Raw genomic sequence first — 13,656 nt, 5'->3', positions numbered from 1 at the left:
CATAAATCAGCAATCACCTTTGCGGTATTTACGCAATGAATACTAAAGCGCTTGCATTCCCGCTAATGATTGAGCAAATTCGAAGGCATGCAACGCGGCAATGCCGCTAAAACATTAACAAACGGCAATGCGATATCACGATTAAACCGCACGGGTCAGTGTTACGGAGAAAGTTCTATGTGTTCTATTTTTGGTGTTCTTGATATTAAAACCGACGCGGTTGAACTGCGTAAAAAAGCGCTGGAATTATCGCGTCTGATGCGCCACCGCGGCCCGGACTGGTCCGGTGTTTACGCCAGCGATAAAGCGATTCTGGCTCACGAACGCCTTTCTATCGTTGACGTTAACGCCGGGGCGCAGCCGCTTTATAACAAGCAACAAACTCATGCGCTGGCTGTAAACGGAGAAATTTACAACCATCAGGCGCTGCGTGCTGAATACGGCGATCGCTACGAATTTCAGACTGGTTCAGATTGCGAAGTTATCCTCGCGCTGTACCAGGAAAAAGGTCCGGAATTCCTGGACGACCTGCAAGGCATGTTTGCCTTCGTACTTTATGACAGCGAAAAAGATGCGTACCTGATTGGCCGCGACCACATCGGCATCATCCCGCTTTATATGGGTTACGACGAACACGGCAACATGTATGTTGCTTCTGAAATGAAAGCCCTGGTGCCTGTTTGTCGCACCATTAAAGAATTCCCGGCCGGCAGCTATCTGTGGAGCCAGGACGGTGAAATTCGCAGTTACTACCAGCGTGACTGGTTTGACTACGACGCGGTCAAAGACAACGTTACCGATAAAAACGAACTGCGCCAGGCGCTGGAAGATTCGGTTAAGAGCCATCTTATGTCCGACGTGCCTTACGGCGTATTGCTTTCCGGCGGCCTGGATTCTTCTGTTATTTCAGCCATCACCAAAAAATTCGCCGCTCGCCGCGTAGAAGATGAAGAACGTAGCGAAGCGTGGTGGCCTCAGCTTCACTCCTTCGCAGTCGGCCTCGTGGGTTCTCCGGACCTTAAAGCAGCCCAGGAAGTGGCAAACCATTTAGGTACCGTCCACCATGAAATCCATTTCACCGTTCAGGAAGGTCTGGATGCGATCCGTGACGTTATCTATCACATCGAAACTTATGATGTGACAACCATTCGCGCTTCTACGCCGATGTATCTGATGTCCCGTAAAATCAAAGCAATGGGCATCAAGATGGTGCTGTCAGGGGAAGGTTCCGATGAAGTGTTCGGCGGCTACCTTTACTTCCACAAAGCGCCAAACGATAAAGAACTGCATGAAGAGACCGTCCGTAAACTTCAGGCGCTGCATATGTTCGACTGCGCTCGGGCCAACAAAGCAATGTCTGCATGGGGCGTTGAAGCTCGCGTGCCCTTCCTGGATAAGAAATTCCTCGACGTGGCGATGCGCATCAACCCGAAAGATAAAATGTGCGGCAATGGCAAAATGGAGAAACATATCCTGCGTGAATGTTTTGAATCCTACCTGCCGGCAAGCGTGGCATGGCGTCAGAAAGAGCAGTTCTCAGACGGCGTCGGTTATAGCTGGATTGACACGCTAAAAGAAGTAGCGGCAGGACAGGTAACGGATCAACAACTGGAAACAGCAAGTTTCCGTTTCCCATACAACACGCCGGGTTCGAAAGAAGCTTACCTTTACCGTGAGATCTTCGAAGAGTTATTCCCGCTGCCAAGCGCCGCAGAATGCGTTCCAGGAGGCCCTTCAGTTGCCTGTTCTTCCGCTAAGGCTATTGAATGGGATGAAGCGTTCAAAACCATGAACGATCCATCAGGCCGCGCGGTGGGCGTCCACCAGTCTGCCTATAAATAAGCACCTTCGATAAGAAACGGGCCTGCGGGCCCGTTCAGATTGCTGAAAAAGAAGGAAAAAAGCGTGGTTTTTCCTTCTTTTTGATCGTCCTGCTGAAAATCAATAAATTGATTTTCCTTATTTTTTAAATGCCCTCCCCTTTAGTTTTGTGACGCCGGGAGGGTTGCAATCAGTCTCAACGGGCCTGCGGGCCCGTTGTTGTTTCTGCATAAAACTCTACGTTTGCAGCCCCTTTTTTCGCTAATAAATCCCCGAAATAACCGATTGTTGCCGATATTTCCACCAAGCTGTTCGCAAGCTGGTCAAACAGACGATTTCAGGCACTTTTCGGGAAAAAATTTGTTGACGCTGTTCGGTCAACTACGCATAATGCGCCCCGCAACGCCGATAAGGCACGCAGAAAAAGAAGGCTACTTAGCTCAGCTGGTTAGAGCACATCACTCATAATGATGGGGTCACAGGTTCAAATCCCGTAGTAGCCACCATTTCTTTTTAAGCCGCGGGAGTGGCGAAATTGGTAGACGCACCAGATTTAGGTTCTGGCGCCGCAAGGTGTGCGAGTTCAAGTCTCGCCTCCCGCACCATTTTAAAGCGTTGCATGGATGGGGTATCGCCAAGCGGTAAGGCACCGGTTTTTGATACCGGCATTCCCTGGTTCGAATCCAGGTACCCCAGCCAATTTTTTTCGATATGCATGCGCTATGCGCACGGGTTTTGGGGTATCGCCAAGCGGTAAGGCACCGGTTTTTGATACCGGCATTCCCTGGTTCGAATCCAGGTACCCCAGCCATCGAAAAATGTTGTATTGGCTACGTAGCTCAGCTGGTTAGAGCACATCACTCATAATGATGGGGTCACAGGTTCGAATCCCGTCGTAGCCACCATATTATTGGGGTATCGCCAAGCGGTAAGGCTCTGGTTTCTGATACCAGCATTCCGAGGTTCGAATCCTCGTACCCCAGCCATAAAAAAGACGTTTGCTCACGCGAACGCACCCCGTTGGGGTATCGCCAAGCGGTAAGGCTCTGGTTTCTGATACCAGCATTCCGAGGTTCGAATCCTCGTACCCCAGCCACTCTAAAAAAAGCTCGCTCAGGCGAGCTTTTTACTTTTCTACGTTTAAATCGATGAAAAGGCGGTTTCCCGCCCGTTCAGTTATCAGCGACTCATAACCCTAGCGCATACTTCAGCGCCTGACGCTTCAGCACGCCGCCTCGTTCAGCAACCATCAAACCTAAGTTACGCATTACACGCAGTGGCGCCAGATTGTTGCTAAAGCCGGCATAAAACAGATCCATACCGCTTTGCATAATGAAATTATCCGCCTGGCGACGAGTCTGATAACGTTTCAATATTTGCGCATCGGCCCAGTTTTCACCATAGCTGCGCGCGTTAATCATCACCTCAAGCAATGCGTCGACGTCACGATAGCCAAGGTTAACCCCCTGTCCCGCCAGCGGATGAATGGTGTGAGCGGCATCGCCAATTAACGCAAGTCCTTGCTGCGTATAATGCAGCGCGTGACGGCGAGTCAGTGGGAATGCCCCGCAGGCAACCGGCGTCACCGCGCCAAGCCTTTGCGGAAAGGTCGCCGCGATGGATTTCGTGAGCTGCGGCATTGTCATTGCCTTTAACTGCCGAATGCGCGCTGGCGTGTCGTACCACACCAGGGAAGCCCAGTTATCAAAAAGCGGTAAAAACGCATGTGGCCCTGTCGGCGTAAAGTGCTGCCAGGTGCTGTCGCCCGGCGCATCTTCGCACTGAACGGTTATCAACATACAAGACTGTCGATAATCCCAGGCGTGAATGCCAATGCCAGCCCATTGCCGGACCTTTGAGTTCGCGCCGTCCGCGCCAATCACCATCGGTACCCTTAACTCTTCGCCATCCGCAAAGCTCAGCGTCCAGCGACCTTCTTTACTTTGCATATGCGCTAACAGCGCCGGACACATCAGCGTGATATTTGGATGAGCTTCCAGCGCCTTCCATAATGCAATCTGTAAGACGTTATTTTCCACCATGTAACCCAGCTCCGGCAGACCTAACTCAGATGCATTAAAGGAGACGTGCGCGCTTTCCCATTCCCAGGTTTCCAGTTGGCGATAAGCATGGCTGCGCATAGAAAGAATCGCCTCCCACACACCTAATGATTTAAGCAAAGCCACAGAAGCGCTGCTGATGGCGGAAATACGCACATCGGGCTGGCTGCTGCTTTCAAACTCTGCCGGTGCCTGGTGTTCAATCACTGCGACCTGAAAGCCATTTTGTGCAAGCCCAAGCGCTGCAGCCGCACCGACCATTCCCCCGCCAACAACCGCGACGTCGATTGGTTGATTTGCCATGGTTATCCCGTCCTTAATTTGACTAAGCTAATTCTACCGGATTTTTCCCCGGCTTACGCAGGCTGGTCACATCCACGCCAAAGCATTACAATACGCGCCCAAGATTTCGGGCCTAACTGAGCAATGGCAAAGTCGATGACAAAAAAACTCCATATTAAAACCTGGGGCTGTCAGATGAACGAATACGATTCATCGAAGATGGCCGATCTGCTGAACAGCACCCATGGCTATGTCCTCACGGACGAGCCAAAAGAAGCCGATGTATTGCTGTTAAACACCTGTTCTATTCGTGAAAAAGCCCAGGAAAAAGTCTTTCATCTTTTAGGCCGCTGGAAGCTCTTAAAACGAAAAAACCCCGATCTCATCATCGGAGTCGGCGGCTGCGTTGCCTCTCAGGAAGGCAAACTTATTCGTCAACGCGCTCATTATGTCGATATCGTTTTCGGGCCACAAACGCTGCATCGCCTGCCGGAAATGATCAACCAGGTGCGCGGCACCCGCAGCCCTGTCGTTGATGTCAGCTTCCCGGAAATTGAAAAATTCGACCGCCTTCCTGAGCCGCGCGCAGAGGGCCCGACGGCCTATGTTTCTATTATGGAAGGCTGCAACAAATACTGCACTTATTGCGTTGTGCCTTATACCCGTGGTGAAGAAGTCAGCCGTCCATGCGACGATATCCTATTTGAAATCGCCCAGCTCGCCTCGCAAGGCGTACGTGAAATTCATCTGTTAGGCCAGAATGTTAATGCTTATCGCGGAGCTACTTACGACGGCAGCATTTGCTCTTTTGCCGAGCTGCTGCGCCTGGTCGCCGCGATTGACGGCGTCGACCGCATTCGTTTCACCACCAGCCATCCAATTGAATTCACCGACGATATCATCGATGTTTATCGCGACACTCCGGAGCTTGTAAGCTTCCTGCATCTGCCGATTCAAAGCGGCTCGGACCGGGTGCTAAACCTGATGGGCCGCACCCACACGGCGCTGGAATACAAAGCTATTATTCGCAAGCTGCGCGCGGCACGTCCGGATATCCAGATCAGCTCTGACTTTATCGTCGGCTTCCCTGGCGAAACGCAGCAGGACTTTGAGCAGACGATGAAAGTCATTGCCGACGTGAATTTTGACGTCAGCTATAGCTTTATTTTCTCTGCCCGTCCGGGTACGCCCGCGGCAGATATGGTCGATGACGTGCCGGAAGAAGAGAAAAAGCAGCGTCTGTATATTCTGCAGGATCGCATCAACCAGCAGGCAATGGAGTGGAGCCGTAAGATGGTCGGCACCACTCAACGCATTCTGGTGGAAGGCACCTCGCGCAGAAACATAATGGAGCTGACCGGGCGTTCCGAAAACAATCGCGGGGTAAACTTTGCAGGCACTCCGGATATGATCGGTAAATTTGTTGACGTAGAGATTACTGAAGTCGCTACCAACAACTCTCTGCGCGGCAGGGTGGTGCGCACTGAAGAAGAAATGGGCCTGCGCGCAATAGAAGCGCCGGAATCCGTGATTGCACGCACCCGCAAAGAGAATGAAATCGGCGTAGGTCTCTATCAGCCGTAACACCGCCCCGCTTTGCCCTTCGTTCCGCTAACATCGTGAAGCGAAGGGCAAATTCATTGTTTGCGCTTGCATTCTGAATCCGCCACCCAAATATCAAAAACGAGGCTTGCGCCAATATCACTCGCCGTAAATAATCTCCTTATGGCCTGATAAGAGCAGGCAAGGTATGACCCATTACACTGACAACCGGCCCTGAGCGACCCAGAGGATAAGTTTGAATATCGAATCACGTGAAATTACGCTGGAACCTGCAGACAATGCCCGTTTATTAAGCCTGTGCGGCCCGTTTGATGACAACATCAAACAGCTCGAGCGTCGGCTGGGTATCGAAATCAACCGTCGTGACAATCACTTCAAGCTCACTGGCCGCGCCATACTGGTGAACGCCGCCGCAGATATTTTGCGCAATCTCTATATTGATACCGCGCCTATGCGCGGCGAAACCCAGGACATCGACCCGGAACAAATCCATCTTGCGATTAAAGAAATTCGCGTGCTGGAACAATCGGCAGAACATGTTCCTGAATACGGCAAAGCGGTCAATATCAAGACCAAGCGGGGCGTCATCAAACCCCGTACGCCTAACCAGGCGCAGTACATCGCAAACGTGCTCGACCACGACATCACCTTCGGCATCGGCCCTGCGGGCACAGGTAAAACCTACCTTGCGGTAGCGGCCGCCGTGGATGCGCTGGAGCGTCAGGACGTGCGCCGTATTCTGCTGACCCGTCCGGCGGTTGAAGCGGGCGAAAAACTCGGCTTCCTGCCGGGCGACTTAAGCCAAAAAGTGGATCCGTATCTGCGCCCGCTTTACGACGCGCTGTTCGAAATGCTTGGCTTTGAACGCGTTGAAAAGCTGATGGAGCGCAACGTCATTGAAGTCGCACCGCTGGCCTATATGCGCGGTCGCACCCTGAACGATGCCTTTATCATCCTTGATGAAAGCCAGAACACGACCATCGAGCAGATGAAGATGTTCCTGACCCGTATCGGTTTTAACTCTAAAGCGGTAATCACCGGCGACGTTACGCAGATTGACCTGCCGCGCAACATGAAATCCGGGCTGCGCCACGCTATCGATGTGCTGGCGGAAGTCGATGAAATCAGCTTCAACTTCCTCAATAGCGAAGACGTCGTGCGTCACCCTGTGGTCGCCCGCATCGTTAATGCTTATGAAGCATGGGAAAACGCAGAACAAATTCGTAAAGATGAGCAGGCCGCTGAGCGTAAGCGCGAGGCGATGGCGATTAACACCGCCGCGCAGGAGAGCAAATGAGCCAGGTCATTCTGGATTTACAACTCGCCTGTGAAGATACCGCAGGTTTACCCACACAAGCGCAATTTCAGGGCTGGCTTGATGCGGTCATTCCCCAATTCCAGAAAGAGTCAGAAGTGACCATCCGACTGGTAGACGACGCGGAAAGCCACGAGCTGAATCTGACTTATCGTGGTAAAGATAAATCCACCAACGTGCTCTCTTTCCCGTTCGAAGCCCCGCCGGGCATCGAACTGCCGCTGCTTGGCGATCTTATTATTTGCCGCCAGGTAGTTGAGCAGGAAGCAAAAGAGCAGGAAAAGCCGCTGGAAGCCCACTGGGCGCATATGGTTATTCATGGCAGTCTGCATCTGCTTGGTTATGACCATATTGAAGATGAAGAAGCTGAAGAGATGGAATCTCTGGAAACGGAGATAATGCTTGCTCTTGGGTATGTCGATCCGTACATTGCCGAGAAAGACTAGTCTGCGCAGGGATTAATGCCCCGCAGCACATAAAACGCAGGCAGCGCCCCATCAAACTGCCTGTTTTTCAGTAACGAACATGAGGCTAAAACCCTACCGCCATGAGCGACGACAACTCACAAAACAGTGACACGCCTGCCAGTAAAAAGGGATTCTTTTCCCTTCTTCTCAGCCAGCTATTTCACGGCGAGCCAAAAAACCGTGACGATCTGCTAGAGCTCATCCGTGATTCTGAGCAAAACGATCTTATCGATCAGGACACCCGCGACATGCTCGAAGGGGTAATGGATATCGCCGACCAACGTGTCCGCGACATCATGATCCCGCGCTCGCAAATGGTGACGCTCAAACACAACCAGACGCTGGACGAATGCCTCGATGTCATCATCGAATCAGCACACTCCCGCTTCCCGGTGATCAGTGAAGACAAAGATCATATCGAAGGGATTTTGATGGCCAAAGATCTGCTGCCGTTTATGCGCAGCGATACCGAGCCGTTTAGCATGGAAAAAGTGTTACGTCAGTGCGTAGTTGTGCCTGAAAGTAAGCGTGTGGATCGCATGCTGAAAGAGTTTCGTCAGCAACGCTATCACATGGCGATTGTGATTGATGAGTTTGGCGGCGTCTCCGGCCTCGTCACCATTGAAGATATTCTCGAACTGATCGTTGGTGAAATCGAAGACGAATACGACGATGAGGAAGACAGCGATTTCCGTCAGCTTAGCCGCCACACCTGGACGGTGCGTGCGCTGGCCTCTATCGAAGATTTTAACGACACCTTTGATACCCATTTCAATGATGATGAAGTGGATACGATTGGCGGTCTGGTGATGCAGGCGTTTGGACATCTGCCCGCTCGCGGCGAAATCATTGAAATAGATGGTTACCAGTTCAAGGTCGCCATGGCCGACAGCCGCCGTATCATTCAGGTTCACGTCAGAATTCCGGACGATTCGCCGCAACCGAAACTGGAAGAATAATTTAAAAATGGCTATTGCCTTACTATTACAACGCCAGCGCGTGCGTCTACTGCTGGCGCTGTTTTTTGGCGCCTGCGGGACGCTGGCCTTTTCCCCTTATGATTTCTGGCCCGCCGCCATCGTTTCTCTGGCAGGTCTGCAGGGGCTGACGCTCAATCGGCGGGCAATTCAAAGTGCCTGGATCGGCTTTTTCTGGGGGCTGGGCCTGTTTGGCAGCGGCATTAACTGGGTTTACGTCAGTATCGCGCAGTTTGGCGGTATGCCGGGCCCGGTTAACGTCTTCCTCGTGGTTCTTCTCGCCGCTTATCTGTCGCTCTATACCGGCCTGTTTGCAGGTTTACTGAGCAAGCTGTGGCCAAAAACAACCTGGTGGCGCGTGGCGATTGCCGCCCCGGCGCTTTGGCAATTTAGCGAATTTTTGCGTGGTTGGGTGCTGACGGGCTTCCCGTGGTTGCAGTTCGGCTACAGCCAGATTGACGGCCCGCTCAAAGGCATAGCGCCGATTCTGGGCGTCGAAGCAGTCACTTTCCTGCTGATGATAATCAGCGGCCTGATTGTCCTGGCTCTGCATGAACGCAACTGGCGCCCTGCCGTTATCGCAGCCGCCCTGCTGCTGCTTTCATGGCCGCTGCGTTCCGTTCAATGGTTCCAGCCAGAAAAAGAGCGCGCCGTTGATATCGCTATGGTTCAGGGGGATATACCTCAATCCCTGAAATGGGATCAGGACCAGTTGGTTAACACGCTGAAAATCTATCTTGATAAAACTCAGCCGCAGATGGGCAAAGCCCAGCTAATCATCTGGCCTGAATCAGCCATTCCCGACCTTGAAATTAACCAACAGCCGTTCCTGACCATGATGGACGATCTGCTGCGCTCTAAACACAGCGCGATGATCACCGGTATTGTGGACGCCCGACTCAATAAGCAAAATCGTTACGATACCTACAACACCATCATCACCCTTGGGGAAGGTAATCCGTACAATTACAACAGCGCAGATCGTTACAATAAGAACCATCTTGTGCCGTTTGGCGAATTTGTGCCGCTGGAATCAATTTTACGTCCGCTCGCGCCCTTCTTTGATTTACCAATGTCATCCTTCAGCCGCGGGCCATATTTACAGCCGCAGTTGCAGGCTAACGGCATCAAACTGACGCCGGCTATTTGCTATGAAATTATTCTTGGCGAACAGGTGCGCGATAACTTCCGTCCGGACACGGATTTCCTGCTCACTATCTCTAACGATGCGTGGTTTGGTAAATCAATCGGCCCATGGCAGCACTTCCAGATGGCGCGTATGCGTTCTCTGGAGCTGGGCCGTCCGCTGTTGCGCAGCACCAATAACGGCGTAACCGCCGTGATTAGCGCCAGCGGCGAGGTAGAAGCCATGATCCCTCAGTTCACGCGCGAAGTGCTTGAAGCTAAAGTCACCCCAACCACAGGCCTGACGCCTTATGCCCGGTTTGGCAACTGGCCGTTGTGGATAATTACCCTGATCTTTGGCTTCTGCGCCGTACTGATAAGCTTACGCAGCCGTAAGAAATCGTAATCCCCTCTCAAAGGCCAGCAATTCTGCTGGCCTTTTTCATTTCTGGCACATCAATTGCTTTGTTATTACAGAAAAAAAGCGAAACAGCGAAGTCATAACAAAACGCCAATTAACGCTGCACCATTTTATGACATTACAGGCACCATTCTGGTGCAATGGCAGATTTTTGCCTTTAAACGGTGCGGCACGCTTCGCAAAAATAAACATTTGCATAGCAATATCTTTACATTCAGCTAGGTTAAATGTTAACAAAAGGCGAAGATTCGCCCGTTTTTATCGCCACACAATTACAAAACACAACACACACATCGGGTATCGGTGCCGTTTCCGGCACTAAGATTAAGGAGTTGGAAATGCAATTGAGAAAACTTGCCGCAGCTTTGTTGGTTATGGGAATGAGTGCCGGAATCGCGCACGCCGAAGACGCTAAACCTGCCGCAGCGCCAGCGGGCGGCGCACAGCAAGGCACACTGGATAAAATCAAAGCTAACGGTGTGATTGTCGTCGGCCACCGTGAATCTTCCGTCCCGTTCTCCTATTACGATAATCAGCAGAAAGTTGTCGGTTATTCCCAGGATTATTCCAACGCCATCGTTGAAGCCGTGAAAAAACAGCTCAACAAACCGGATCTGCAGGTAAAACTTATTCCTATTACCTCGCAAAACCGTATTCCGCTGCTGCAAAACGGCACCTTCGATTTTGAATGCGGTTCTACTACCAACAACCTGGAACGCCAGAAACAAGCTGCTTTCTCAGACACCATTTTCGTTGTAGGTACTCGTCTGCTGGTGAAAAAAGGCGGCCCGATTAAGGACTTCGCTGACCTGAAAGGCAAAGCGGTTGTCGTCACTTCCGGCACAACGTCCGAAGTTCTGCTGCATAAGCTGAACGAAGAGAAGAAAATGGATATGCGTATCATCAGCGCTAAAGATCACGGCGACTCCTTCCGTACGCTGGAAAGCGGCCGCGCGGTTGCCTTTATGATGGACGATGCTCTGCTGGCTGGCGAACGTGCTAAAGCGAAGAAACAGGACAACTGGGAAATCGTCGGCACTCCGCAATCTCGTGAAGCTTACGGTTGTATGCTGCGTAAAGACGATCCGGAATTCAAAAAGCTGATGGATGACACCATTGCGAAAGCGCAAACCTCAGGTGAAGCGGCCAAGTGGTTTGATAAATGGTTTATGAACCCAATCCCACCGAAAAACATCAACATGAACTTCGCTCTGTCTGACGACATGAAAGCGCTGTTCAAAGAACCTAACGATAAAGCACTAAACTAATTAGAACTAAGGGGCCAGGGTGACCTGCCCTCCCGATTGACGAACTGAAGCCCGGACAGACTATGCGTCGGATGGTCGTTCCCCATCCGGCGTGAAAGTACCCGATAAACCCAGGCAAAGACCTGAACAGGGTACAGGCTTCACATCAATCTTCGAGGGTAGCGCTGCTACCCTCATTTTTTTCTCGGAGTACGTTATGTCTATAGACTGGAACTGGGGAATCTTTCTACAGCCCGCCCCGTTCGGCAACACCACCTATTTGGGCTGGATCTGGAATGGCTTCCAGGTCACCGTCGCCCTTTCTGTCACCGCGTGGATCATCGCATTTCTCGTCGGTTCCCTTTTTGGCATTCTTCGCACCGTTCCTAACCGCTGGCTTTCAGGTGCAGGTACGCTCTACGTTGAACTGTTCCGTAATGTGCCGCTGATTGTTCAGTTCTTTACCTGGTACTTAGTGGTGCCGGAATTGCTGCCGGAAAATCTCGGCATGTGGTTTAAATCAGAACTGGATCCGAACGTACAGTTCTTCCTGTCGTCGATGATTTGTCTTGGGTTGTTCACCGCCGCGCGCGTCTGTGAGCAGGTCCGTGCCGCAATCCAGTCGTTACCTCGCGGGCAGAAAAATGCCGCGCTGGCAATGGGTCTGACGCTGCCGCAGGCATACCGCTATGTCCTGCTGCCAAACGCTTATCGCGTGATAGTACCGCCGATGACCTCTGAAATGATGAACCTGGTGAAAAACTCGGCCATCGCATCCACCATCGGCCTGGTCGATATGGCCGCTCAGGCGGGTAAACTTCTGGATTACTCGGCGCACGCTTATGAATCATTTACGGCAATTACCCTGGCCTACGTGCTGATTAACGCCGTGATTATGCTGGTGATGTACGTGGTAGAACGTAAAGTACGCCTGCCGGGCAATATGGGAGGCAAATAATGTACGATTTTGACTGGACCTCAATCCTTCCGGCTATGCCTTACCTGATTCAGGGGCTGATTATCACCCTGAAAATCACCGTAACCGCCGTTATTTTTGGCATCGTATGGGGCACGCTGCTTGCCGTCATGCGCCTGTCGCCGATTAAACCGATATCCTGGTTCGCCAGCGCCTACGTTAACGTTTTCCGCTCCGTGCCGCTGGTTATGGTGCTGCTGTGGTTCTATCTGGTAGTGCCAGGCTTCCTGCAAAAAGTTCTGGGGCTTTCTCCCCAGACCGATATCCGCTTAATCTCCGCGATGGTCGCGTTCTCTATGTTCGAAGCCGCTTATTATTCTGAGATTATTCGCGCCGGTATTCAGAGCGTGTCCCGCGGGCAGTCTAACGCCGCGCTGGCGCTGGGTATGACCCACTGGCAGTCGATGAAATTAATCATCCTGCCGCAGGCGTTCCGCGCCATGGTGCCCTTGCTGTTAACTCAGGGTATCGTGCTGTTCCAGGATACCTCGCTGGTGTATGTTTTAAGCCTTGCCGACTTCTTCCGTACCGCCTCAACCATTGGCGAGCGTGACGGAACCCAGGTGGAAATGATCCTGTTTGCCGGCCTGGTCTATTTTGTTATTAGCCTTAGCGCTTCGCTGTTGGTCAGCTACTTGAAGAAAAGGACAGTGTAATGATTTCCCTGAAAAACGTTTCTAAATGGTATGGCCACTTTCAGGTGCTAACCGACTGCTCAACGGAAGTTAAAAAAGGCGAAGTGGTTGTAGTTTGCGGACCTTCTGGTTCGGGCAAATCCACGCTGATTAAAACCGTTAATGGCCTGGAACCGGTGCAAAAAGGCGAGATTGTGGTTAACGGCACCCAGGTGAACAGTAAAAAAACCAACCTTGCCGAGTTGCGCTCGCACGTTGGCATGGTGTTTCAACACTTCGAGCTGTTTCCACATCTGTCTATCATTGAGAACCTGACGCTTGCGCAGGTAAAAGTCCTTAAACGCAATAAAGAAGAATCGCGTAAAAAAGGCCTTAAGCTGCTTGAACGCGTCGGCCTGACTGCCCATGCCGATAAATATCCAGCTCAGCTCTCGGGCGGCCAACAACAGCGCGTGGCTATCGCGCGCGCGCTATGCATGGACCCGGTAGCCATGCTGTTCGATGAACCCACTTCAGCGCTCGATCCGGAAATGATCAACGAAGTGCTGGACGTTATGGTCGAGCTGGCGCAGGAAGGAATGACGATGATGGTGGTGACTCACGAGATGGGGTTTGCCCGTAAAGTGGCAAATCGCGTGATCTTTATGGACGAAGGAAAAATTGTTGAAGATTCAAATAAAGAAGATTTCTTTAACAACCCGCAGTCAGAGCGGGCCAAAGATTTCCTGGCGAAAATACTGCACTAACCCTGCATAAAACGATGAAGA

General features: G+C 51.7%; 11 protein-coding genes and 7 tRNA genes. 17 read left to right on the top strand and 1 reads right to left on the bottom strand.

Features of this window, described 5'->3' with window-relative positions:
* Positions 1 to 177 precede the first annotated feature (177 nt).
* The 8 genes from asnB (at position 178) to MUA00_RS02680 (ending at position 2,917) form a co-directional block, all read left to right on the top strand.
* Positions 178 to 1,842 carry an asparagine synthase B gene (gene asnB / locus MUA00_RS02715; protein ID WP_271121564.1) on the top strand — a complete coding sequence of 555 codons (1,665 nt, stop codon included), beginning with the start codon at positions 178 to 180 and terminating at the stop codon, positions 1,840 to 1,842.
* Between the two features lie 408 nt (positions 1,843 to 2,250).
* Positions 2,251 to 2,327 (top strand) — tRNA-Met (locus MUA00_RS02710).
* Between the two features lie 14 nt (positions 2,328 to 2,341).
* Positions 2,342 to 2,426 (top strand) — tRNA-Leu (locus MUA00_RS02705).
* Between the two features lie 19 nt (positions 2,427 to 2,445).
* Positions 2,446 to 2,520, top strand: a tRNA-Gln gene (locus tag MUA00_RS02700).
* A 37-nt stretch (positions 2,521 to 2,557) separates the two neighbouring features.
* A tRNA-Gln gene (locus tag MUA00_RS02695) sits at positions 2,558 to 2,632 on the top strand.
* Between the two features lie 17 nt (positions 2,633 to 2,649).
* Positions 2,650 to 2,726 (top strand) — tRNA-Met (locus tag MUA00_RS02690).
* A 6-nt stretch (positions 2,727 to 2,732) separates the two neighbouring features.
* Positions 2,733 to 2,807, top strand: a tRNA-Gln gene (locus MUA00_RS02685).
* 35 nt (positions 2,808 to 2,842) lie between these two features.
* Positions 2,843 to 2,917: transfer RNA gene (locus tag MUA00_RS02680), tRNA-Gln, on the top strand.
* A gap of 91 nt (positions 2,918 to 3,008) precedes the next feature.
* Here MUA00_RS02680 and ubiF read toward each other — a convergent pair.
* Positions 3,009 to 4,184 (bottom strand): 3-demethoxyubiquinol 3-hydroxylase, encoded by a 1,176-nt coding sequence (ubiF, locus tag MUA00_RS02675; protein WP_271121565.1) that lies wholly within the window; start codon positions 4,182 to 4,184, stop codon positions 3,009 to 3,011.
* Positions 4,185 to 4,319: 135 nt separating this feature from the next.
* Between ubiF and miaB the strand changes: the two genes are divergently transcribed.
* The 9 genes from miaB to MUA00_RS02630 all read left to right on the top strand — a co-directional run bounded on the left by miaB (position 4,320) and on the right by MUA00_RS02630 (position 13,635).
* Entirely contained in the window at positions 4,320 to 5,747 is a 1,428-nt protein-coding gene (miaB, locus tag MUA00_RS02670) for a tRNA (N6-isopentenyl adenosine(37)-C2)-methylthiotransferase MiaB (RefSeq protein ID WP_271121566.1), read from the top strand.
* A 214-nt stretch (positions 5,748 to 5,961) separates the two neighbouring features.
* Positions 5,962 to 7,023 (top strand): PhoH family protein, encoded by a 1,062-nt coding sequence (locus tag MUA00_RS02665; RefSeq protein WP_271121567.1) that lies wholly within the window; start codon positions 5,962 to 5,964, stop codon positions 7,021 to 7,023.
* The gene (ybeY, locus tag MUA00_RS02660) at positions 7,020 to 7,487 is read left to right on the top strand and encodes an rRNA maturation RNase YbeY (protein ID WP_271121568.1); all 468 of its coding nucleotides are present in this window, start codon (positions 7,020 to 7,022) and stop codon (positions 7,485 to 7,487) included. Before MUA00_RS02665 ends, ybeY begins: the two co-directional genes overlap by 4 nt.
* 101 nt (positions 7,488 to 7,588) lie before the next feature.
* Entirely contained in the window at positions 7,589 to 8,467 is an 879-nt protein-coding gene (corC, locus tag MUA00_RS02655; protein ID WP_271121569.1) for a CNNM family magnesium/cobalt transport protein CorC, read from the top strand.
* A 7-nt stretch (positions 8,468 to 8,474) separates the two neighbouring features.
* A complete protein-coding gene (gene lnt, locus MUA00_RS02650) occupies positions 8,475 to 10,016 on the top strand; it encodes an apolipoprotein N-acyltransferase (protein WP_271121570.1) in 1,542 nt (513 codons plus the stop codon).
* 353 nt (positions 10,017 to 10,369) lie between these two features.
* Positions 10,370 to 11,299: an amino acid ABC transporter substrate-binding protein gene (locus tag MUA00_RS02645; protein WP_271121571.1), complete on the top strand. Its 930-nt coding sequence runs from the start codon at positions 10,370 to 10,372 to the stop codon at positions 11,297 to 11,299.
* A 196-nt stretch (positions 11,300 to 11,495) separates the two neighbouring features.
* The gene (locus MUA00_RS02640) at positions 11,496 to 12,236 is read left to right on the top strand and encodes an amino acid ABC transporter permease (RefSeq protein ID WP_271121572.1); all 741 of its coding nucleotides are present in this window, start codon (positions 11,496 to 11,498) and stop codon (positions 12,234 to 12,236) included.
* Complete coding sequence (gene gltK / locus MUA00_RS02635) at positions 12,236 to 12,910, top strand: glutamate/aspartate ABC transporter permease GltK (RefSeq protein ID WP_271121573.1); 675 nt, start codon at positions 12,236 to 12,238, stop codon at positions 12,908 to 12,910. Before MUA00_RS02640 ends, gltK begins: the two co-directional genes overlap by 1 nt.
* Positions 12,910 to 13,635, top strand: coding sequence for an amino acid ABC transporter ATP-binding protein (locus tag MUA00_RS02630; protein WP_271121574.1), 726 nt, complete (start codon positions 12,910 to 12,912; stop codon positions 13,633 to 13,635). Before gltK ends, MUA00_RS02630 begins: the two co-directional genes overlap by 1 nt.
* The last annotated feature ends 21 nt before the right edge of the window (positions 13,636 to 13,656 follow it).

The sequence above is a fragment of the Dryocola boscaweniae genome (assembly GCF_025215095.1).
GTDB lineage: Bacteria > Pseudomonadota > Gammaproteobacteria > Enterobacterales > Enterobacteriaceae > Dryocola > Dryocola boscaweniae.
Note: the sequence above shows the minus strand (reverse complement) of the source record. Positions and strands in the feature narration are given on the sequence as shown.